At 70.8% G+C, this 20,235-nt stretch carries 21 protein-coding genes, 1 tRNA gene and 5 pseudogenes; 13 read left to right on the top strand and 14 right to left on the bottom strand.

Features of this window, described 5'->3' with window-relative positions:
• Positions 1 to 396: 396 nt before the first annotated feature.
• A pseudogene (locus tag G3I53_RS03775) lies at positions 397 to 624 on the top strand (VapC toxin family PIN domain ribonuclease); the annotation flags it as partial.
• A gap of 106 nt (positions 625 to 730) precedes the next feature.
• On the opposite strand, the pseudogene G3I53_RS03770 reads toward G3I53_RS03775, so the two are convergent.
• From G3I53_RS03770 to G3I53_RS34510, 3 pseudogenes are all read right to left on the bottom strand, one after another.
• Positions 731 to 1,258 (bottom strand): annotated as a pseudogene (locus G3I53_RS03770) (helix-turn-helix domain-containing protein); the annotation flags it as partial.
• Positions 1,259 to 1,265: 7 nt separating this feature from the next.
• Positions 1,266 to 1,502: pseudogene (locus G3I53_RS33585) on the bottom strand (PIN domain-containing protein); the annotation flags it as partial.
• Positions 1,503 to 1,684: 182 nt separating this feature from the next.
• Positions 1,685 to 1,834 (bottom strand): annotated as a pseudogene (locus tag G3I53_RS34510) (5-formyltetrahydrofolate cyclo-ligase); the annotation flags it as partial.
• A gap of 30 nt (positions 1,835 to 1,864) precedes the next feature.
• Between G3I53_RS34510 and G3I53_RS03755 the strand changes: the two are divergent.
• Both G3I53_RS03755 and G3I53_RS03750 read left to right on the top strand, forming a co-directional pair.
• Positions 1,865 to 2,086 carry a type II toxin-antitoxin system VapB family antitoxin gene (locus G3I53_RS03755; RefSeq protein WP_203591804.1) on the top strand — a complete coding sequence of 74 codons (222 nt, stop codon included), beginning with the start codon at positions 1,865 to 1,867 and terminating at the stop codon, positions 2,084 to 2,086.
• Positions 2,083 to 2,493: a PIN domain-containing protein gene (locus tag G3I53_RS03750; RefSeq protein ID WP_164334047.1), complete on the top strand. Its 411-nt coding sequence runs from the start codon at positions 2,083 to 2,085 to the stop codon at positions 2,491 to 2,493. The genes G3I53_RS03755 and G3I53_RS03750 overlap by 4 nt, the downstream gene beginning before the upstream one ends.
• 1,013 nt (positions 2,494 to 3,506) lie before the next feature.
• On the opposite strand, the gene G3I53_RS03745 is transcribed toward G3I53_RS03750, so the two are convergent.
• Positions 3,507 to 3,920 (bottom strand): arsenate reductase ArsC, encoded by a 414-nt coding sequence (locus tag G3I53_RS03745; protein ID WP_164334046.1) that lies wholly within the window; start codon positions 3,918 to 3,920, stop codon positions 3,507 to 3,509.
• A 92-nt stretch (positions 3,921 to 4,012) separates the two neighbouring features.
• On the opposite strand from G3I53_RS03745, the gene G3I53_RS03740 reads away from it, so the two are divergent.
• The 3 genes from G3I53_RS03740 to G3I53_RS03730 are packed head-to-tail and all read left to right on the top strand — an operon-like array spanning position 4,013 to position 6,550.
• Positions 4,013 to 4,321: a metalloregulator ArsR/SmtB family transcription factor gene (locus G3I53_RS03740; RefSeq protein ID WP_164334045.1), complete on the top strand. Its 309-nt coding sequence runs from the start codon at positions 4,013 to 4,015 to the stop codon at positions 4,319 to 4,321.
• On the top strand, positions 4,318 to 5,427 hold the full coding sequence (gene arsB / locus G3I53_RS03735) for an ACR3 family arsenite efflux transporter (protein ID WP_164334044.1): 1,110 nt from the start codon (positions 4,318 to 4,320) through the stop codon (positions 5,425 to 5,427). Before G3I53_RS03740 ends, arsB begins: the two co-directional genes overlap by 4 nt.
• A 58-nt stretch (positions 5,428 to 5,485) precedes the next feature.
• On the top strand, positions 5,486 to 6,550 hold the full coding sequence (locus G3I53_RS03730; protein ID WP_164334043.1) for an ArsO family NAD(P)H-dependent flavin-containing monooxygenase: 1,065 nt from the start codon (positions 5,486 to 5,488) through the stop codon (positions 6,548 to 6,550).
• Positions 6,551 to 6,560: 10 nt separating this feature from the next.
• On the opposite strand, the gene G3I53_RS03725 is transcribed toward G3I53_RS03730, so the two are convergent.
• Together G3I53_RS03725 and G3I53_RS03720 are read right to left on the bottom strand one after the other, a co-directional pair.
• A complete protein-coding gene (locus tag G3I53_RS03725) occupies positions 6,561 to 6,929 on the bottom strand; it encodes a metalloregulator ArsR/SmtB family transcription factor (protein ID WP_151785050.1) in 369 nt (122 codons plus the stop codon).
• A gap of 39 nt (positions 6,930 to 6,968) precedes the next feature.
• Positions 6,969 to 8,051: an NAD(P)/FAD-dependent oxidoreductase gene (locus G3I53_RS03720; protein WP_164334042.1), complete on the bottom strand. Its 1,083-nt coding sequence runs from the start codon at positions 8,049 to 8,051 to the stop codon at positions 6,969 to 6,971.
• Positions 8,052 to 8,180: 129 nt separating this feature from the next.
• Between G3I53_RS03720 and G3I53_RS03715 the strand changes: the two genes are divergently transcribed.
• On the top strand, positions 8,181 to 9,557 hold the full coding sequence (locus G3I53_RS03715) for an NAD(P)-binding domain-containing protein (protein ID WP_343240550.1): 1,377 nt from the start codon (positions 8,181 to 8,183) through the stop codon (positions 9,555 to 9,557).
• 242 nt (positions 9,558 to 9,799) lie between these two features.
• Positions 9,800 to 10,333: a DUF5994 family protein gene (locus G3I53_RS03710; protein ID WP_007453348.1), complete on the top strand. Its 534-nt coding sequence runs from the start codon at positions 9,800 to 9,802 to the stop codon at positions 10,331 to 10,333.
• Here G3I53_RS03710 and G3I53_RS03705 read toward each other — a convergent pair.
• Positions 10,301 to 10,696, bottom strand: a complete 396-nt coding sequence (locus G3I53_RS03705) for a DUF5994 family protein (protein ID WP_203550461.1) — start codon at positions 10,694 to 10,696, stop codon at positions 10,301 to 10,303. The two genes, G3I53_RS03710 and G3I53_RS03705, sit on opposite strands and share 33 nt — an antisense overlap.
• A gap of 315 nt (positions 10,697 to 11,011) precedes the next feature.
• Here G3I53_RS03705 and G3I53_RS03700 point away from each other — a divergent pair, with 315 nt between their 5' ends.
• A complete protein-coding gene (locus tag G3I53_RS03700) occupies positions 11,012 to 11,602 on the top strand; it encodes a DUF5994 family protein (RefSeq protein ID WP_033276641.1) in 591 nt (196 codons plus the stop codon).
• Positions 11,603 to 11,607: 5 nt separating this feature from the next.
• Positions 11,608 to 11,889 (top strand): hypothetical protein, encoded by a 282-nt coding sequence (locus tag G3I53_RS03695; protein WP_164334041.1) that lies wholly within the window; start codon positions 11,608 to 11,610, stop codon positions 11,887 to 11,889.
• On the opposite strand, the gene G3I53_RS03690 is transcribed toward G3I53_RS03695, so the two are convergent.
• From G3I53_RS03690 to G3I53_RS03670, 6 genes and pseudogenes are all read right to left on the bottom strand, one after another.
• Complete coding sequence (locus G3I53_RS03690) at positions 11,886 to 12,926, bottom strand: acyl-CoA desaturase (RefSeq protein ID WP_037640745.1); 1,041 nt, start codon at positions 12,924 to 12,926, stop codon at positions 11,886 to 11,888. The two genes, G3I53_RS03695 and G3I53_RS03690, sit on opposite strands and share 4 nt — an antisense overlap.
• Positions 12,927 to 13,026: 100 nt before the next feature.
• Positions 13,027 to 13,548: a DUF5994 family protein gene (locus G3I53_RS03685; protein ID WP_037640747.1), complete on the bottom strand. Its 522-nt coding sequence runs from the start codon at positions 13,546 to 13,548 to the stop codon at positions 13,027 to 13,029.
• Between the two features lie 393 nt (positions 13,549 to 13,941).
• Positions 13,942 to 15,669 (bottom strand): SpoIIE family protein phosphatase, encoded by a 1,728-nt coding sequence (locus G3I53_RS03680; RefSeq protein ID WP_164334040.1) that lies wholly within the window; start codon positions 15,667 to 15,669, stop codon positions 13,942 to 13,944.
• A gap of 738 nt (positions 15,670 to 16,407) precedes the next feature.
• The gene (locus G3I53_RS03675; RefSeq protein WP_007453337.1) at positions 16,408 to 16,773 is read right to left on the bottom strand and encodes a hypothetical protein; all 366 of its coding nucleotides are present in this window, start codon (positions 16,771 to 16,773) and stop codon (positions 16,408 to 16,410) included.
• A 14-nt stretch (positions 16,774 to 16,787) separates the two neighbouring features.
• Positions 16,788 to 17,123 (bottom strand): annotated as a pseudogene (locus G3I53_RS33575) (transcriptional regulator); the annotation flags it as partial.
• Between the two features lie 126 nt (positions 17,124 to 17,249).
• Positions 17,250 to 17,323, bottom strand: a tRNA-Gly gene (locus tag G3I53_RS03670).
• A 283-nt stretch (positions 17,324 to 17,606) separates the two neighbouring features.
• Between G3I53_RS03670 and G3I53_RS33165 the strand changes: the two genes are divergently transcribed.
• From G3I53_RS33165 to G3I53_RS03660, 3 genes are all read left to right on the top strand, one after another.
• Positions 17,607 to 17,765 carry a hypothetical protein gene (locus G3I53_RS33165; protein WP_168713453.1) on the top strand — a complete coding sequence of 53 codons (159 nt, stop codon included), beginning with the start codon at positions 17,607 to 17,609 and terminating at the stop codon, positions 17,763 to 17,765.
• A 92-nt stretch (positions 17,766 to 17,857) separates the two neighbouring features.
• Positions 17,858 to 18,433: a dCTP deaminase gene (gene dcd, locus G3I53_RS03665; RefSeq protein ID WP_164334039.1), complete on the top strand. Its 576-nt coding sequence runs from the start codon at positions 17,858 to 17,860 to the stop codon at positions 18,431 to 18,433.
• Positions 18,434 to 18,474: 41 nt separating this feature from the next.
• Complete coding sequence (locus G3I53_RS03660; protein WP_205077784.1) at positions 18,475 to 18,963, top strand: phosphoribosyltransferase; 489 nt, start codon at positions 18,475 to 18,477, stop codon at positions 18,961 to 18,963.
• A gap of 96 nt (positions 18,964 to 19,059) precedes the next feature.
• On the opposite strand, the gene G3I53_RS03655 is transcribed toward G3I53_RS03660, so the two are convergent.
• The gene (locus tag G3I53_RS03655; protein ID WP_164334038.1) at positions 19,060 to 20,100 is read right to left on the bottom strand and encodes a Yip1 family protein; all 1,041 of its coding nucleotides are present in this window, start codon (positions 20,098 to 20,100) and stop codon (positions 19,060 to 19,062) included.
• Positions 20,101 to 20,235 lie beyond the last annotated feature (135 nt).

The following is a 20,235-nucleotide window of genomic DNA, read 5'->3' as shown; positions in this document are numbered from 1 at the left end:
GGCCCGCCCCCCTTCCAGTCCCAGTCGAGGTTTTTGCCGCTCAGTGTCCCCGGTCAACCTGAGGCCAGGCTTAGAGCGTCGCAGAGCGTCGCTGGTGACGGCGCTCTCACGGATTCCCGAGAAACGGCGCCTAGCCGTTCCGGCCGCCCTGGTCGGGGACGGAACCCACGGACGACGCGGCAGGCGGGGACGGCGGAGACGTCGGGGACGTCGGGGACGTCGGGGACGGCGGAGACGTCGGGGACGTCGGGGGCGGCGGAGACGGCGGAGACGTCGGGGACGGCGCGGCAGCAGACAGCGCGCCGAGCACATGCGGCAGATCCTCGCTGCCGGCCCCGATCAGGATGCGCGCGCCGGGCACCGGCCCGTCCAGCGCCTCGCACTCGGCGACGAGCCCGGGTCGTCATGCCCGAGGTCACCGAGCACCACCTGGGCGCCGCTCAGTCCGTCCGCGTCCGCTACAGGTCCCTCGAGCTGGACCTCACCGACGCAGTGAACGTGGCCCTCGCAGCCGACTACGACACCGACGCGATCCTCACCCTCGACCGACGCGACTTCCGTGCCGTACGCCCTCTGGGCCGTCACAAGTCGTTCCGGGTCCTCCCCGACGACCTGCCGCTCTGACACCGCTGCCGAATCCCAGGTCCGCGGCCCTGCGTTGCCGTCGGCAGCCGGTGGTGAGAAGCCGTGGGCACGTCCGTCCGGGACTCCGGCACCGTGATCCGTCGCCCTACGAGCCGGGGCGGGGTGGTGAGCGGAAGGTGCGGCGGTAGGTGTCCGGAGGCACGCCGACCGTGCGGTTGAAATGCCGGCGCAGGGTCGTGGCGGTGCCCATGCCGGTGGCCGCCGCGATGGCGTCGACACCTTCGTCGCTGGTCTCCAGCAACTCCTGGGCGCGGCGGATCCGCTGCGTCAGCAGCCACTGCAGCGGAGTCGTGCCGGTCACCGCCCGGAAGTGCCGGCCCAGGTTGCGCGAGCTCATGCGCGCCCGGCGTGCCAGATCCTCCACGGTGAGCGGCTGGTCGAGCCGTTCCATCACCCAGGGGAACAGCGCGGTCAGGGGGTGGTCGTCCCGAACGGGCACCGGGGACGGCACGAACTGGGCCTGGCCGCCGTCCCGGTGCGGCGGCACGACCAGGCGCCGGGCGACGGCGTTGGCCACGCCCGAACCGTGGTCGAGCCGGACGAGGTGCAGGCACAGGTCCATCGCGGCGGCCTTGCCGGCGGAGGTGAGCACACTGCCGTTGTCCACGTAGAGCGCCGGGTTTCGGCCCGTACCACTGGAGCGCCTGGCCTGTGGCGGCGGCGATGCACTCGAAGTCACGGTCACGGTGAAGGAGGGTCAGTCCCTGCAACTCGGCCGTGGCCGCCACCACGAGGTCGACGGCTCCGGCACTGCGGTGCTGTCCGCGCTGGGTGAGGATCTCCTGGACCTGCCAGGCGCGGTCGTAGGCGCGGTCGTCGACCGGCACCCAGCCGAAGAGGAGACGCAGATCCGCGATGTCCTGTGCACCGACGACTCAGGGAAGCAGGGCGGTGGTTCGGGCCTGCCTGAGACGAACGAGCCGCGAGCGCAGGGATTGCAGCGATCTTCTCCGCGGTCAGGGTCGACCAGTCGGTCCAGGAGGGCGTGGACTGTGGTGACGACGACGGTTGCCGGCGTCACCAGATCGGCCTCGGTGAGCAGGGTGAACTCGACGTCGCGGTAACCGGCGCCCTTGCCGATGCGGGTGCCGTCGCGGTTGAAGGCAACGCTGCCAAGGACGATCGCCGACGCACACAGCGAGTGACGCGTGGACCAGCGAATGTTGGTGACGTATTCCTCTATGTACATCACCAACATCGTTTGCCTCGGAGGTGCGGCATGTCCGTGACGCAGATCGACATCGATGACGATGCCCTGGAGCGCGCCATGGCTCTGGCCCGTGTCCGGACCAAGAAGGAGGCGGTCAATCTCGCTCTGAACTTCTACGCCGAGCAGCAGGAGCGTGCGGCGCGCATCAGCCGGCACTTCGAGCGTGCTCGTGAGTGGGGTGCCGTCGAGGACGCCGAGCGTCTGCACAGGGCGGAGAAGCACAGCCGGTGATCTACCTGCTCGACACGTCCGGCCTGGTCCGGCTGCTCCGCGATCCGAAACTGCAATCGGCCTGGCACGACGCGATCGATGCCGGGGCCATCGCATCCTGCTACGTGCAACGCACCGAGTTCCTGTACAACGCCCGGAACCGCCGTGAGTACGACGAGATCGCGGAAATGTTCTCCGACCTCTATCCCGATGCGGCGGTGCCGAAGAACGCAGGGCGTTGGGTCAGCGCGGTGCAACACCGTATGGCTCAGGCCGGGGAGCACCGCAGGGCCTCGGCAGTGCACCTTGTCATCGCAGCCACCGCCGCCCATCACGGCCTGACTGTCCTCCACGACGATGCCGACTACAGCACTGTCGCCCGGCACGCGTCCGACCTGAACGAGCACAACATCCACGACGTTGTCTGACGTGCCATGCCGCGTGGTGGGTGGTGCGTGCCGAGGGGTGAGGGGCTGACGTAGGACGGGTGAATCCGCCGGGCAGCCGCTTCGGCAGGAGTGCGAGCCGTGGCGAGGGCGGCGGTGGAGCGGCTGGTGAGAGGCCATTGCCGGGCCACGCGGAGGATCCGCCGGCGGTGGTGCGCCGGCCGCTGACTCCGGTGATCGGCGCTCTGACTCGCCACGGCCGAGCGTGCGAAGCACCACATCGACGACCGCGCGCACCACAGGGAGGAGCCACCGGCGGGCTGGTGGTGCGGTTGTGATGCGGCACCCGCTCACCGGTCTGGACAACAAAGAACCCCCGGGTCACTGACCTGGGGGTTCGCATGGAGCGGGTGACGAGAATCGAACTCGCGCTCTCAGCTTGGGAAGCGAGGGCGCTTCACGGGTGAGACCACCTCTCACCTGCGGCTACGTATTCTGGAGCGCGCTTTCGGCTACCTGTTCCGCGCCGCTGTTTACCGTTGTTGTCCGGTCGTATGGGCACGCTGTGGGCACGAGGCTGGTCGGCGCTGCTTCGCGGAGGGCCGCTGGGCACTTGGCGATGAGGAATGCCTGGCGGGGGAGCACCGCTGCCACGGTGACTTGCGTGTGCACACTCCTAACCGAGGATGCCAAGATCACAAAAAGCGTCTCTTTGGGTACAGACTTCGATCTTCGCCGCAGGCAGCCTGGGGTTCTGGGCGAGGAGGCGGCCGATGTGGTGGATCGGGATGGGGCTCGGAGGCGTCGCGGGTGTTGTGGTCCTGCGCGTTCTGCTCCGGCAGGTCCGGGGGCTGTTGCTGGACTTCGGCGACGTGACGCGAGCCTGGACCGAGGTTTTGTCGAGTATCGGTGGTGGGGAAGGCCGACGGGTTGGTTGCTGCGCTGCGCGCTATCGGTGCCCCGGGGCCGTGGATGCTCCGAGGTGTGTACGCCGGCTCAAGTAGGCGATCTGTCGTGAGGCCATGGTCGATCCGAGTGCGGGCTGCGGGCGTTGCTCATGACTGCGGCTCTGGCGCGATCTCCTTGATCAGGCCCTCGACCAGCACCTTGATCTCGTCGCGGATCGGGCGGACGGCCTCGACGCCCTGGCCGGCCGGGTCCTCCAACTGCCAGTCCAAGTAGCGCTTGCCCGGGAAGAACGGGCATGTGTCGCCACAGCCCATGGTGATGCAGACGTCGGACTCCTTGACCGCGTCCACGGTCAGCATCTTTGGCACCTCGGCGGAGATGTCGACACCGACCTCGCGCATCGCCTCGACGGCGGCCGGGTTGACGTTCTCGCCCGGGTTGGATCCGGCGGAACGGACCTCGACGCGATCCCCGGCCAGGTGGGTCAGCCACGCGGCTGCCATCTGCGAGCGGCCGGCGTTGTGGACGCAGACGAACAGCACGGAAGGCTTGTCGGGCATCAGGAGGTCTCTCTTGTCTTGAGACGGCATCAGGCGCGCATGGCATCAGCGCCCGATGGTGTCAGTCACCACTGATGTGAGAGTATCAGTGCATGATGACGTCAGTCGACACTGACCTGATCCGGGTCCTGGCGGACCCGCTCAGGCTGCGGATCGTGACCCTGCTCGCCAAAGAGACGCTGTGCACCACCCACCTCGTGGAGGAGACCGGTGCCCGGCAGACCAACCTCTCCAACCACCTGAGAGTGCTGCGCGAGGCCGGCGTCGTCGAAACCGAGCCGTGCGGCCGCTACACGTACTACAGGCTCCGCCCGGACGTCATCGCCTCGCTCGCCGGTCAGTTCGCCGACCTGGCCGACTCCGCACGCAACGCCGTCGACAACAAGAGGGCCTGTCCGTGACCCGCACCGAAGCCCCCGCGACGACCGCCGAGGAGCCCTCCGTCGTCGCGAAGCTGTCGACGCTCGACCGCTTCCTCGCCGTCTGGATCCTCATCGCCATGGCCGTCGGCCTCGGCCTGGGCCGAGCCATCCCGGGCCTGAACGACGCCCTCGCCAAGGTCGAGATCGGCGGCATCTCCCTGCCGATCGCCATCGGCCTGCTGATCATGATGTATCCGGTCCTGGCCAAGGTCCGCTACGACAGGCTCGACGCCGTCACCGGCGATCGCAGGCTCATGGCCTCGTCGTTGGTGATCAACTGGATCGTCGGCCCGGCGGTGATGTTCGCGCTCGCCTGGATCTTCCTGCCGGACCTGCCCGAGTACCGCACCGGCCTGATCATCGTCGGCCTGGCCCGCTGCATCGCCATGGTCATCATCTGGAACGACCTCGCCTGCGGCGACCGCGAGGCCGCGGCCGTGCTCGTCGCGCTGAACTCGGTCTTTCAGGTCCTGGCGTTCGGCCTGCTGGGCTGGTTCTACCTCGATCTGCTGCCCGGCCGGCTGGGCCTGGGCGACGGCGAACACCTGGACATCTCCATGTGGAAGATCGCCCTGAACGTCGTCATCTTCCTCGGCGTTCCACTGCTCGCGGGCTTCCTCACCCGCCGCATCGGCGAGAAGAGGCTCGGCCGCGAGAAGTACGAGTCCCGCTTCCTGCCGAGGATCGGTCCGTGGGCGCTCCACGGCCTGCTGTTCACGATCGTCATCCTGTTCGCCCTGCAGGGCAGGACCATCACCTCGCAGCCGCTGGACGTGGTCCGCATCGCGCTGCCGCTGCTGGTGTACTTCGCGGTCATGTTCTTCGGCACCTTCCTGCTGGGCAAGGCGATCGGCCTCGCCTACGACCGGACGGCCACCCTCGCCTTCACCGCCGCCGGCAACAACTTCGAGCTGGCCATCGCCGTCGCCATCGCCACCTTCGGCGTCACCTCCGGCCAGGCCCTGTCCGGCGTGGTGGGACCGCTCATCGAGGTGCCCGTCCTGATTGGCCTCGTCTATGTTTCGCTGGCCTGGCGCAAGAAGTTCACCCCGTCCGCTCCGACCACCGAGGGCAGAGGCTACTGATGCATTGCCTCACGGCCCGCACCGTCCGGTCCACCACGTGCGCGGCGGCGCAGGCGGCATGACACAGCACTCCGACGTGGTGGTGATCGGCGGAGGCCAGGCAGGGCTCGCCGCCGGCTACCACCTGCGCCGCCTGGGCCTCAACTTCGTCGTCCTCGACGCCCAGGCCACGCCGGGCGGGGCCTGGCAGCACACCTGGGACTCGCTCCACCTGTTCTCCCCGGCCGCCTTCTCCTCGCTCCCCGGTCGCCTCATGCCGCCGCAGCCGGGCCAGGAGTACCCGGACGCCGGGCACGTGGTGGCCTACCTGAGCGACTACGAGAAGCGATACGACCTCCCGGTGCAGCGACCGGTCCGGGTGATCGGCGTGCACGCCGACAGCCGGCTGCTGCGAGTGGAGACCGACTCCGGCCCGTGGTACACACGCGCGGTGATCAGCGCGACCGGCACTTGGTGGCGTCCCTTCCTCCCCGCCGTCCCCGGCCGCGGCGACTTCCAGGGCAGGCAACTGCACACCGTCTCCTACCGCGGACCGCGGGACTTCGCGGGCCAACGCGTGATCGTCGTCGGGGGCGGCAACTCCGGCGCGCAGATCGCCGCCGACCTCGCCCACGACACCGAACTGACCTGGGTGACCCGGCGTCCGCCCCGGTACCTCGCCGACGACATCGACGGCCGCGCCCTGTTCGACGCGGCCACCGCCCGACGTCGCGCCCTCGACGAGGGCCGCACCGACACCGGAGGCGTCGCCTCGCTGGGGGACGTCGTCGCCGTACCGCCCGTGCGCGAGGCCCGGGACGCCGGGCGGCTCAAAGCGTCACCCATGTTCGCCCGCCTCGACCGCGACGGCGTCGCCTGGGTCGACGGCACGCGAGCGCCCGCCGACGTGGTGATCTGGTGCACCGGCTTCCGGCCTGCCCTCTCCCACCTGTCACCCCTGGGCCCGCGCGGCCCGCGTGGCCACATCCCCACCCAGGGCACGCGTGCAGTGGCGGACCCCCGGCTGCACCTCCTCGGATACGGAGACTGGACGGGCCCCGCCTCCGCCACGCTCATCGGCGTCGGACGGCCGGCCCGCGACGCAGCGCGGGAGATCGCCGGGCTTCTCGAAGGAGCAAGGTGATCCGCGTGCGCTACCGAACGGCCAGCAGTTGTCCCATCGCCGCCAGTACCGACGGCTCGACCCGGTAGTAGACCCAGGTGCCGCGCCGCTCGGACGTGAGCAGGCCGGCCTCCTTGAGTTTCTTGAGGTGGTGGGAGACGGTCGGCTGCGAGACACCGACGTCGGAGATGTCGCACACGCACGCCTCGCCGCCCTCGTGCGAGGCGACGGCCGAGAACAGCCGCAGCCGCACGGGGTCGCCGAGCGCCTTGAACATACGGGCGGTGCGCTCGGCCTCCTCGGCGGTGAAGGGACGCTCGCTCAACGGCGGGCAGCACGGCACCGCGGCGACGGGGGCCTCGGATCGTTCCAGCAGCGGCAGTGCCTTGACATTCGACATACGTCTATGTTGACACATGTCGAACTAGGCTGCCCAGAGTCAGCGGGCGTCGAGATGGGCGACAAGGCGCCGTACGACGAGGGCGGCGTCCCTGCCGACCCCGCGCAGGGAGTTCGAGGAGAGGCTGCGCTGCCATTCCAGGCCGACGTACGCCAGTCCGGGATGGGTGGTCGACAGGCCCTCCCGGTGGCGCGGGTGGCCGTCGCAGTCGAGGGCGCCGAGCGGGCGCAGATAGCCGAGGTCGGGTCGGTACCCGGTGGCCAGGACGATCGTGTCGATCTCCTCGGTGGCGCCGTCGGTCCATGTCGCCTTCGTGCCGTCGATCGCGCTGAACACCGGGCGCAAGTCCGGGGCGCCGGCTGCAACCGCGGCGCGGTAGCGGCCGTCGTCGATCACCAACTGTGTCGGCGGCGTGCGCAGGAACCTGCCCACCGGCAGGGTGTCGAGCCCTGTCCGCTGTAGCCACCAGTGCAGGTCCCGGCCCAGCGGGCGCTGCCGGGCGAACCGCACCGGATGCCGCGCCGCGAGCGTCACCCGGGTATGTGTGGCCAGCTCGGCGGCGATCTGCACCGCCGAGTTGCCGGCCCCGACGACCACGACCCTCCCCCAGCCTCCGGCCGGGGAGCCCCCCAGCCCGGCGAGTGGTTCCGGCCCCCGGTACTCGGCCGCGTGCAGCACGGTGCCCGTGAAGTCGTCCAACCCTGGGAGGGCGGGCCGGTGAGGCCGGCCGAAGGTTCCAGAGGCCGCCACGATGCCCCGGGCCGTCATGCGTTCTCCGGTTTCCAGGGTGAGGACGAAGGCTTCGTCGCTCATACGCACCTCCTGCACACGCATACCGGTGCGGACGTCGGCGTCCAGGCGCTCGGCGTAACGCAGCAGGTAGGAGACGACCTCGTCCCGGTGCGGGTAGCGGTCCGGATCGCCGCCGAACGGCAGGCCCGGAAGGGAGCTGCGGGCCGCGGGGGAGAAGAGGGTGAGGCTGTCGTAGTAGCGGGGCCATGACCCCGCCGGCTGCCCGGACGCTTCCAGGATCACCGGTGCCAGACCCTGCTTGCGCAGGGCGTGTGCGGTGGCCAGTCCGGACTGGCCACCACCGATGACCGCCACGTCGACGTGTTCCATGCCCGCTCCCTCGGATCGCTCAAGTACTACGGCTTCGATAAGTGTCTATGTTGACGCTCATCGAAGCAGGTGCCATCCTGGTCTCGCAAGGGATCGACAGATGTCGAAGCAAAAGGGAGTGTCGTCGCCGTGTCCAACACCAGCGTGTCCACCACCGACCACCAGCAGCCCGTTGTGGTCATCGGCGCCGGCCCCGTCGGCCTGGCCGCAGCCGCACACCTCGTCGAGCGCGGCGCGGAGCCCCTGGTGCTGGAGGCCGGCCAGTCCGCTGCCACTGCGGTGCGCGAATGGGCGCACGTCCGCCTGTTCTCGCCCTGGGCCGAGGTCACCGACCCGGCCGCCGAGAAGCTGCTCGCTTCAACCGGCTGGGTCCGCCCCGACGGGACGACGTACCCGACCGGCGGCGACTGGGTCGAGCGGTACCTCCAGCCGCTCGCGGACGTCCTCGGCGACCAGGTCCGCTACGGAGTGACGGTCACCGGCGTGGCCCGCGCCGGCCGGGACCGGATCGTCGACTCCGGCCGTGAGGAGCAGCCCTTCGCCGTGCACATCGTGACGGCGGACGGCGGCGAGGAGCGGATCACCGCTCGCGCGGTCATCGACGCCTCCGGCACCTGGTCCGTGCCCAGCCCGATGGGTGCGAACGGAATCCCCGCCCTCGGCGAGAAGAGGACGGCCGAGCACATCACCTACCGCGTCCCCGACCTGAAGGACCCGGTTGTCCGAGCCCGCTACGTCGGCAAGCGCACGGCGGTCGTCGGTTCCGGCGCCTCCGCGTTCACCGCTCTCGCCCTGCTCGCCGACCTGGCCGGGGAAGAGGCGGACACGCACGCGGTCTGGATCCTGCGCCGCAGCATCGGCGACGCCACGTACGGTGGCGGCGAGGCCGACCAGCTCCCGGCCCGCGGCGCCCTCGGCCTGCGTGCCAAGGCGGCGGTGGAGCAGGGGCACGCGAGCGCCGTCACCGGGTTCCGTACGGAAGCGGTCGAGCGTGACGGCGACCGGCTGGTCCTGGTCGCCGAGGACGGCCGCCGCCTGGACGCGGTCGACGAGGTCGTCGTCCTGACCGGCTTCCGCCCCGACCTCAGCTTCCTCTCCGAGCTCCGCCTCGGCCTCGACGAACGCCTCCAGGCCCCGACCGCGCTGGCTCCGCTGATCGACCCGAACGTCCACTCCTGCGGCACGGTCTACCCGCACGGCGTGAAGGAGCTGTCCCACCCGGAGCAGGGCGTCTACCTGGCCGGCATGAAGTCCTACGGCCGCGCCCCCACCTTCCTCGCCATGACCGGCTACGAGCAGGTCCGCTCCATCACGGCCGCACTCGCCGGTGACCACGAGGCGGCCGAACGCGTCGAGCTGACCCTGCCGGAGACCGGTGTGTGTGGCGGCGCGGGTCTGTTCGACGAGCCCGACGCCGCGCGGAGCGGCGAAGGCGGAGGTTGCTGCGCGGCCCCTGCCACGCTGCAGATCGGCATCGGCGCACCGGCCGCCTCCGGCGGCTGCTGACAGACCGACACCGCGGGCGCTGGCGCGTTCCTTGCGTTGGCGGCGAGTACGTCGGGGTGACGGGCCTTGGTGCCGCCCAGAAGCGCAGGTCGAGGGAAGCACACCTCGACCTTGTTCTTCATCGCGTGCGGCGATGACGGTGAGTAGCCCGGTGATCGTGGAATCCCGGCCGTCGTCGGCCGAGGAGTACCGTGAAACCAGGAGACTTTCGGTTTGCCGTCCCCGGTAGGCAGGCGAGTGCGATGTCCGACCCCGACCCCCCGCGGGTGAGCAGGCTCCTGCCCGACGCTGTGCATCAGGCGGTTTCGCGACCTGGAACCGCGGTGGTGCGGCTTGAGACGACGCATGACCGGAAGGGTGCGCTCGACGGGGCGTGGTGGCCCCGCTCCCGCGACATCGCCGGTGAACTGCCCGGCCTCGTCTCCGCGCTGTCCGAGTACCTCGGGCCGATCACACGTGTCGGTCTGGACACCGACGCCTGGGACGAGCTGCCGACGCGGCTGACGATCGACGGTCGTGTCGTCCGCATCGACTCCTTCCCGGTCGGAGACGACACCGTTCTCATCACCCGGGGCAGCAATGATCTCTTTTCGCTGCTGGTGGTTCCGCCGCACACCGCGGCCGACGCGGCCCGCGCGGCCATGGCCGCGGCCGTGCGCGCCGGCAGTCAGACGTCGGCGGAACAGATCCTCATCGACACCGGCACGGAGCGTGTGGGTCCGGGGCATGCACGCGCCGCTGCGCTACGCCACGGCCGCCATGAGCCGGGCTGCTGACGACGCGCTCGTCGGGGGCGGCACCACGAGGAGATCCCAGCGGCCCGCGGTGTAGGACTGCAGCAGGATCCTGTGCGGGTTGAGCACCTCGGTGAATCGGTCGACCGCCACCTCGTAGCCGTTGACGACGACCAGGCCGTGCGGGAGAGGCTGCCAGTGGCGGGGATTGACGGCCACGTGGGTGAGCCGGCCCCACAGCGGATCGATCACGTCGGCCAGTTCGCCGAGTTCTCGTGCCAGGTCGCGGGTCCGTGGCCACCAAGCGCCGTCCGGACGGCCGAAACGGCTGGCGGATCCGAGGACGAGGCGCGCGGCACGTGAGCGGAACGGTGCCGCGTGCGGACGCAGCTGAGTGGAGTTCATGATCATGAGGAAGAAGCCTGACTGCGGGCCTGCGCTGGCTGACGGAGCGCCCGGTGGTTGGGTGACCGAGGACGGGACCGGCGGCGCCGGTGCACGAAAGCCCTCGAAGTCCTCAGGCTACTCCTCGACGAGCCCCGACGAGAGGCTTCGGCCTCATCGGGTGGGCTGCTCCCGGCGTACGGCCTGCTCGGGCGCCGCGAAGAGTAGGCTGGAGGTACCGGGAACACTCCGCGCACGGACATTTCGCGTCTGTGCCGTTTTCGGTGATCGAATACGCCGGGTCGGCTCAGGCCCGCCCGGGGCAGGGTTCGCGTCATGACTGCGACCGTCTCCCCTCCGACGACGTCCGAAGACCGGCGTCCCATGTCCCCCGTACGCCTCTCGCTCGCTCCCGCCGGTTCGGCACCGCTTCTGCTGGACGGCGCCTGGTGGCCACGCTCGCGTGATCTCGCCGCCGAACTGCCTGCCCTGGCGTCTGTTCTCGATCCGCTGTGGGGGCGGGTCACCCGGGTCACGGTGAACCCCGCCCAGTGGCCGGTCGTCCCGCGCAAGGTGCCTGTCGCCGGGCACGTGGTGAAGGTGGGCTGGTTCCGCTTCGAGCAGGACGAGCACGAGTTGCTGCTGCTCTCCTACCACGTGGGCCGCTGGAACCTGCTGGTCGTTCCCCCGCAGACGCCTCCGGCCGCGGCCGCCTGGCTGATGGCCGCTGCGAGCGACCCGCGCCGGATAGCGACCGCGAGCAGCCTGCTGGCGGATGCCGCGCGTCTGACGGTGACCGCCGAGGCCGACCGCACCAGGGAAGCGGTGTGGGAGTCCGAAGGAGGACATGGAGCCGGTGCTTCCGTCACTTCTCCATGGCTTCGAGTCGCCGTCGCCACACCGGAGGACCGGCCGGAAAGGGTGTGAGGGCCATGGACATCCTGGTGACGGTGTTCGTGCTGCTGGCGGTGATCGCGGCAGGCGCGTTCCTCATCCACTGGCTGAACTCTCAGCACGGGGACAGAAGCGCCGCCTTCCACTACGGCCGCAGCGGTGTCGTCGCACCAGACCGGAAGACCGACGAAGGGCCGGCGGTACGCCGACGGTCCCCGGTTGCCAACGACGGCGGCGAGCGCCGGGGCTCCTGGTACGGCGGACGCGGACGGCTGCGTCCTGGACGCCGCCGTACCCACGGCGGCGTCTCGCCCCGCTAGGTGGGGACGCGGGTCCGTCGGAGCGGGGCGCCGGCGTCGTGGAGGCTGGTGAGTGCCAACCGGTAGGAGGCGACCAGGCCCGTTTCCGCGTAGTCGACGCCCAGGTCCCGGCAGTACCGCCGGACGATGGCGCGGGCCTTGCGCAGGTTGGGGCTGGGCATGCTCGGGAACAGGTGGTGCTCGATCTGGTGGTTCAGGCCGCCGAGCGCCAGGTCGGTGAACCGGCCGCCGTTGACGTTGCGTGAGGTCAGCACCTGGCGGCGGAGGAAGTCGGGGCGGTCGTCGGCCGTCAGGATCGGCATCCCCTTGTGGTTGGGTGCGAAGGCCGAACCGAGGTAGACGCCGAACAGGCACTGGTGGACGGCGAGGAAGGCGATCGCCATCCCGGGCGGCAGGACCCAGAACAGGGCGGCCAGGTAGACGGCGCAGTGCCCCAGGAGCAGAGCGCCGTCGACCGCCCGGCGTTTGAGCCGGCGGTTGGCCATGGCCCTGCAGCTCGCCACGTGCAGGTTGAAGCCCTCCAGCGTGAGCAGGGGAAAGAAGAGGAACGCCTGCCAGCGGCCGAGCAGGCGGGGCAGTCCGGTGGCGGCGCGGGCCTGGTCCGGGGACCAGACGAGCAGGTCGGGTCCGATGTCGGGGTCGAGGTTCTCGGTGTTGGGGTTGGCGTGGTGACGGGTGTGCTTGTCCTGCCACCAGCCGTAGCTCATGCCGATCGACGCGCCGGCGATCCGTCCGGACAACTCGCTGGCCCGGCGGCGGCGGAACACCTGCCGGTGGGCCATGTCATGGGCGACCAGGGCGACTTGCCCGTACATCACGGCCAGGAACGCGGCGATCGCCAGTGTCCACCAGGAGGCGCCGACGAGGATGAACGCGGCCCATCCGGCGGCGTAGAGCCCGGTCACGGCGGTGATGCGTAACGTGTAGTAGCCGGGGCGGCGCCCCAGCAGTCCGGCGTCCGCGATCTTCTTCGACAGCCGGGCGAAGTCGCTGCCGGGAGTGTCGGAGCGCGTGGCGGTGGTGGTGGCCATGGTCATGAGGACGTCTCTCTCAGAAGCGGGCGGATGACTCGGGGCGGCCCCAGGGCGAGTTGGGCGCGGGGAGCGGGTGCGTACATGGACGTGCCCGCGGCGGCTCCTACCACCGAGGTGCCCGGGTGCCCCGCCCGGTGGGTCCCACACGGCCGTGGGGACCTGCCGCCGCCGTCGGGGTCGGGGGCCGGGCTTCTCCGTCGGCGCCGGGCCGCCGGTCGTCCAGGGCGGCGGCCGTGAGGAGAGCGGCTGCTTCCTCCGTCGCGTCCGGCGGGATCACCTGCAGATCCCAACGGCCGAGCCCGGGGGAGAGCAGGACGACCCGGTCCGGAGCGTGCGGAGAGGCGGGGGCCTTGTGCAGGCGGACGACCTGGTTGGCGACGAACATGCGCCCCGGTGCCGCCGACCAGGCCGCGGCGTCCACGGTGACGCCGGTGATGTCGCCCCACGCTCTCGGCAGCGCGGCGAGCATCTTCGGGAGCTGTGTCAGAAGATCGCGGGAGTACGGCCACCACACCCCGTCGATCCGGCGCGGCAGCGCGCCGTGTGGCGCGAGACGCAGGCGGACGAGGGGCAGGGGCGGGGGCGGAGGCGGGGTGGACGGTGCGGTGGGGACTGTGGTGATCACGTGGGTTCTTTCTGACGAGGTGGGTGCCGGCCGGTTCGGCAGGGCACGGCGGCCGACGGTCCGCGGGCTGTCGGGCAGCGCCGGACGTGGCCGGTGGATCCGGGTGCTGGAGGTCGTGCCTGGCCGCTCTTGCCGGAGGAAAACGCCGACGACCGCCGCGAGTTCGCGGGAAGGGAGTCGGCGGGCGTATGCGGGGTGAAGGGGGAGACCCTTCCGCGTGACGAACGCCGGTGGATACCGGGGTGGAGCCGGTCCGCCACCGGCGTGCCTGATGCCCTCGGTCTCCTCAGACTACTCCTCGGCGCGTAAAGGCGGCGTGACAGCAGGTCATCAGTGGCGTGGCAGATGGTGGGCGCCTCCGCGGCACCGGCCCGGTCCGACGGCCACCACGTCTCATGGCGGCGGTACACGCAGGGCGAGCAGAGCCACGTCGTCGGTGCTGCCGGGCGGCAGGTGGGCGAGGACCTTTCCGCACAGCCTGTCCAGCGGTTCGTGGACGAGAGTGAGGGCGTGCCGGAGCAGCCGGTCCAGGCCCGTGTCGAGGTCGCTGCCCGGTGTCTCGACGAGCCCGTCCGTGTACAGCAGCAGGGTGGAGCCGGGCTTCAGGGGATGCGTGGCGTCCGGTCGGTCCGCGTCGCCGACGGATCCGGTGCCGAGGAGCAGCCCCTGGCCGGCTTCAAGAAAGCATGCGGTGCCGTCCGGGGAGAGGAGCAGCGGGGGCGGGTGCCCCGCGCTGGTCCAGCGGAGCGTCCACGGTCCCGTGTCCGGGTCGCCCTCGACGCGGGCGAGGATCAGGGTGGCCAGCGGGACGGTGGTGATGACCGGCATGGCGGCGTCGAGGCGGTCGACGACGGCGCCGGGCGGTCCCGTGTGGTCCCAGGCCAGCGAACGCAGAATGCCGTGCAGTTGGGCCATACCGGCCGCCGCGGTCAGGTCGTGGCCCACGACGTCACCGATGACCAGGGCGAGCGCGCCGTCCTTCAGGATGAAGGCGTCGTACCAGTCCCCACCGACCTGCGAGCCCGCAGGTGCGGGCTGGTAGCGGGCGGCCAGCCGGAGATGGCCGTGCTGCGGCAGCGGGGCGAGCAGGTTGCGCTGCATCGCCTCGGCGACGGCGCGCTGACGGCCGTAGCGGCGGGTGCTGTCGATGACCACGCCGACCCGGCGGCCGACGTCACTCACTGCCGCCAGGTCGTCCTCGTCGAAGGGATGCGCCGGGTCGGTGCGCACCACCGTCAGCGCCCCGGTGATCCGGTCCCGGGCGCCGAGCGGCACCGTGATGGCGGAGCGCGCACCCACCGCGGCCAGGAAGCCACTGTGGAGAGCCACCAGAGGCGGATGTGCGGCGGCCGGGGTGACGGCAGCCACCCGCTCCTGGAGCACGGATTCGCCCCCGGTCAGCGCACGGCCCAGCGGCGAGTCCTCCCCCTCACCGGCTCCCTCCGCGCCGAGTACGCTCCGGCCCTGGAATCCGGCGTCCCGTCCCTCCGGACCGGTCACCGTCACCCGGTGGACCTCGCCGGAACCGGTCCGCAGGTCCACCGCGGCCCAGTCGGCCAGACGGGGCACGAGCAGCCGCACCAGGCGGGCCAGCGCCTCGTCGGTCTCCAGAGTCTGCCCCAGGACGTCCGTGATCTCCGCGACCAGGGACAGCCGCTCGTTGAGGTCCTCCAAGGCGCGCGTGCGCGCCGTTCGCTCCCGATGGACGCGGCGGTCCCCCGTGGCGTCCGTGAACAGCAATGCCATGCCTTGCACGGAGCCGTCCTCCGTCAAGGGGGACGCGGACCAGGAGACAGCCAGCAGACGACCGTCACCGCGCAGATACGTGCCGCCCTCCCCTCGCGCCCCCTGCCCCTCGGCCAGCGCGTGGAGCAGTGGGCACCGGTCTCGCGGCACCTTGTTGCCGTCCGCGTCCCGGTGCAGCAGATCGTGTGCGTCGGCGCCCCGCATCGCGGCGGCGGTGCGGCCCAGCAGCCGCTCGGCCGCCGGGTTCGCGGCGATCACCCGTCCGGCTGTGTCCAGCACCAGCACCGCCGTGCCCAGCCGCTCGACGACCTGCCGCCAGAAACCCGGTTCGTCCGCCGGCCACGGCCCCACGTCATCACCCACCGCATCGCGCACGGACCCTCCAGTGGCTGCCTTCCCGTCGATGGTGCTCCGACGCGGCCCTGCTCGCACGGCACCGGGGCAGTCGGCGCACACCGCGCGGGCACGGCCCACGGGCCAGCCAGGTATGTCCGGACCAGGGGCAGTCGTCATCCCGCTGTCTGTCCAGACGCAGTGTCTCCCGGGCGGTTGGTCGGCTCGTCTCCGGCGAGCCGTACTCAGCGCCGTCCTCGCCCCGGTCCGCGAGGAGCGCAGCTCCGCCCGGGCACGGGCGTCGGATGCTCAGGACCACGGACGCGGTCAGGACCGTGACGAGGACGGCGAGGCCAGCAGGTGGCGGGATCCCCGGGATGCTGCTCGATGAAGGCGTCGTCGCCGACCGTCAGGACGGCGAGCACACTGTTTACGGCTACGACGGTGTTGCAGCGGCTGACGGGCTGGCCACGATGGTGACAGTCAAAGCCTCGGCGGTCGTGGGGGAGGAAGCCCGTCCCGAGTCGGGACAAGAGGTTTGTCCCGAGTCGGGACATGACGCCCGTCCCGAAAAGGGACAACCAGAAACCCCGCAGAACAGTTCGGAGCCGCGCGCATGCTCAGCAGGATCCGCCCGCTGTCCGGCCCCCTCGCCGCGCCGGTCCCACAGGAGCTGAACCGTGACGCGGCGGTCGGAAACGAGCCGCGAAGGGAGGGCCGATCGACGCCGTAGGAAGCCCGGCGGTTGCGCAGGCCGACTTTAATGGCAGTCCCGTGCGACTACTTCAGAGCGTCCTCGATCGCCTCGAAGATGTCCGCGTCGGTCTCCTTCTGCCAGTCGGGCAGGGCAGCCCAGTCGGCGACATAGCCCGGCTTCGGGTTCTCGAAGTGCTTGTACATCTGCGCGGTCCAGCAGGTGGCGACAAAGCGGCTCTTCTGCTCGCGGGTGAGGCGGGAGGCGTGGCGGTCGCTGAGGTCGAGGAACTGGCGCACCTGGTCGTGGACGGCGCCGGCGGCCTGGCGCTCCCACTCGGGTGTCTCTTCCCAGGGGGTGACGTAACCGGGCTTGGGCTCGCCGGGGAAGTGCTTGCGCACTCCGGTGATCCAAGCCTCGCGGAACAGTCGGGCGCCCTCGGACTGCGACATGCCTTCCCCTCTCGTCACGTCGTGCACAGTGCGTCGATCTCGGCGCCCAGCTCCGCCACACGAGCGTCGCGGGTGAGCGGGCCGAGGTCGGTTCGTAACCCCAGAAGCTTACGGGCGACGTAACCCGAGGAGGTCGTGCGGGCGAGTCGCAGCGCCTCCCCGCCGTAGGCGATTACTTGGTCGGGGTCCTGGCGCCGGGCGCCGACGGCCGCGAGGTCGGTCAGGACCGCACCGCGTCGGCGGAAGGACTGGCTGGAAGCGAGGATGTCCTGGCTGAGCGCGCTGCTGAGTGCCTTCTCGGCGAGGTCGAGGCGACCGAGCTGGAGGTAGCGCGCGCCACGCTCTTCTGCGCCTGGGCACCCGAATGGCGCTGGTGTGGCGGCCTGGACTCGACTTAGGGCACGCCGAGGGCACGCCGCCCCCTGATTGGACTAGACAACAAGTAAGGCCCAGATCGGTGATCTGGGCCTTCTTCGTGGAGCGGGTGACGAGAATCGAACTCGCGCTCTCAGCTTGGGAAGCTGATGTTCTACCATTAAACTACACCCGCGTAAGTCGCCTGAACGCCGTCGAAGTGATCGGTGTCCGGACGCTTGCTCACTGTACCCCATGTCAGGCCCCCGGTGTTCGAGACCCGGGGGCCTGATGGTGTTTCAGGGGATGGATGCGGCTGCGGGGGGCACACGTTGGGGCGTACGGTGGAGGGGTCGGGGAGGCGTCGCGGGGGTGCGGAGTGCCGCCTGGAGGGTGGTCCCTTTGATCCCGTAACGTGGCTTTTGGCGTCCAGGGCAGCAAGCCGGACGCGCCTCTTGGGGAAGGGACTCTGGGACTTGATGGAGCGCACCGTCGTCCGCTGTGCCGATGGGCACGTGTTCACCGCCGCCTCGTTTCCGATGCAGCAGGCCGAGCGGCTCGGCCCCGGTCGGCTTCTGCGCTGTCCGCGCTGTGCGCGGCTCCGCAGTGTCGTGCCGGTGACGCTGCAGAAGCGGTAGAAAACGACACATACCGGCTGAGGTGGAGCCGGGGCGTGGGCGCGTGGGACGGCGATGGTGGCCGGTCCGCGCGCCTTGCGTATTCTCGGGGCGTGCTTCTCTCTGACAAGGACCTCCGGGCCGAGATCGACGCCGGGCGGGTGCGCATCGATCCCTTCGACGATTCCATGGTGCAGCCGTCCAGCATCGACGTGCGTCTCGACCGCTTCTTCCGGGTGTTCGAGAATCACCGGTACCCCCACATCGACCCCTCCATCGAGCAGCCGGATCTGACCCGCCTCGTGGAGCCCGAGGGGGACGAGCCGTTCATCCTGCACCCCGGTGAGTTCGTGCTGGCCAGTACGTTCGAGGTGATCTCGTTGCCCGACGACCTCGCCTCGCGGCTCGAGGGCAAGAGCTCGCTCGGGCGGCTCGGGCTCGTCACGCACTCCACCGCCGGCTTCATCGACCCCGGGTTCTCCGGGCACGTCACCCTGGAGCTGTCCAACCTGGCCACGCTGCCGATCAAGCTGTGGCCCGGGATGAAGATCGGCCAGCTGTGCATGTTCCGCCTGACCTCGCCCGCCGAGGCGCCGTACGGCAGTGAGCGGTACGGGTCCCGGTACCAGGGGCAGCGCGGTCCCACGGCCTCGCGGTCCTTCCTCAACTTCCACCGGACGCAGGTGTGAGCGGCGTGAGTGAGGAGAGCGGCGTGAGTGGTGGCGGTGACGTGCGGGAGAACCTGAGCTACGAGCAGTTCGGGGTGGCGGTGCGCGAGCTCGCGCAGACCATCGCCGACGACGGGTACCGGCCGGACGTCGTACTGAGCATCGCGCGCGGCGGTGTCTTCGTCGCCGGCGGGCTCGCCTACGCGCTCGACTGCAAGAACATCCACCTGGTGAACGTCGAGTTCTACACCGGGGTCGGCACGACCCTGGAGATGCCGGTCATGCTGGCTCCGGTGCCGAACCGGATCGACTTCACCGAGAAGAAGGTGCTGATCGCGGACGACGTCGCCGACACCGGCAAGACGCTCAAGCTGGTGCGCGACTTCTGCCTCGACGCGGTCGCCGAGGTGCGCAGCGCCGTCGTCTACGAGAAGACGCAGTCGCTGGTGAAGTGCGAGTACGTGTGGAAGCGGACCGACGACTGGATCAACTTCCCGTGGAGCGTTCAGCCGCCCGTCGTGCGGCGGGACGGCCAGGTGCTCGACGCCTGAGGGCGCGGGCGGCGGCCGGTACGCGCGTGAGGGGCTGCTCCCGGTCGGACGAGACCGGGGGCAGCCCCTCACACGTGTGTGAGGTGGGTCAGCGGGTCACAGGGTGCCCAGCTTGATCAGGGACAGCAGGGCGATCAGCTGGATCGCGGACGCGCCCAGGGCCTTCGGCCAGGGCAGGTCGTGGGAGCGGCTGACCATGACGGTGAGCAGCGCTCCGCCCGCGACCCAGGTGGCCCAGCCGACCATCTGGACGAAGGTCGCGTCGCCCCCGGCGAACATGGCGAGGAGCAGGCGGGGGGCGTCCGTGATCGACGTGATCAGCATGGACAGGCCGACCGTCGGCTGCCAGGCGCCGGTGCCGCCGAGCTGGCGGGCCAGGGTGTGGGTGACCACGCCCAGGATGAAGAAGCTGATGACCATCGCCACGCCCGTCATCAGCACGATCGGGACCGCGCTCGACAGGGTGGCGTTGATGGCCTCCTCGCGGGCCCCGTCGAAGCCGAAGACGGCGAGCAGGCCGTAGAGGAACGTGACGACGAGGGCCGGGCCCCACATCGCGTAGTCGCGCATCTGGAAGAACGTGCGGGACGGGGCGGTGACGATGCCCTTCAGCAGGTCCTTCCAGTGCAGGCGGGGGCCGACCGGGCCGGGGGCCGCGCCCGCCTGGTAGGTGCCGCCCTGGGTGTAGGGGTCGTCGCCGATGGCGAACGCCTGGGTGTGGCCGGGGTTGTTGGCGGCGTACGGGTCGTAGCCGCCCTGGGGGCCGTGGCCCTGCGGGTGGCCGTCGCCGAAGTACTCGGGCTCGCCGTGTCCGCCGTAGCCGCCGCCGGGGGCTCCCGGGTGGCCGCGGCGCCCCGCGTGGGGGTCGGGCCACGGGCTGCCGCCCCCACCGCCCGCGCTGCCGTACGACGGCTGCTGCGGGTACGGCGGCTGAGGCGCCTGCGGGTAGCCGTACGACGGCCCCTGCGGTGCCTGCTGCCCGTACGGGGGGTGTTGCGGTCGCGCGTGAGGAGCGCCGTTGTTGTCCCGGCCGCGTCCGATCCTGAATCCAGCCACGTCTTCGAACGTACCTGGTCCGGGCCCGGGGCGTGGCGGGCCCCGGCATTCGGGAGGGCCTTTGCGGCCGAGCTGTGACATCCCCTAAGGGGTAGTCAGCTGCGGTGTCCGTCCTGCGTAGGGGGTGTGCCCGGCGGGGTCCTCCGGGCGACGGACGGACCCCGCCGGGCGGGTGGGGAGCGGTGCGCCCGGACGGGGAGGGGAGGGAGAGGGGGA

It is taken from the genome of Streptomyces sp. SID14436, assembly GCF_010548465.1.
In the GTDB taxonomy this organism is placed as follows: domain Bacteria; phylum Actinomycetota; class Actinomycetes; order Streptomycetales; family Streptomycetaceae; genus Streptomyces.
The sequence above is the reverse complement of the archived record's forward strand: the minus strand, read 5'-3'. Positions and strand labels throughout refer to the sequence as shown.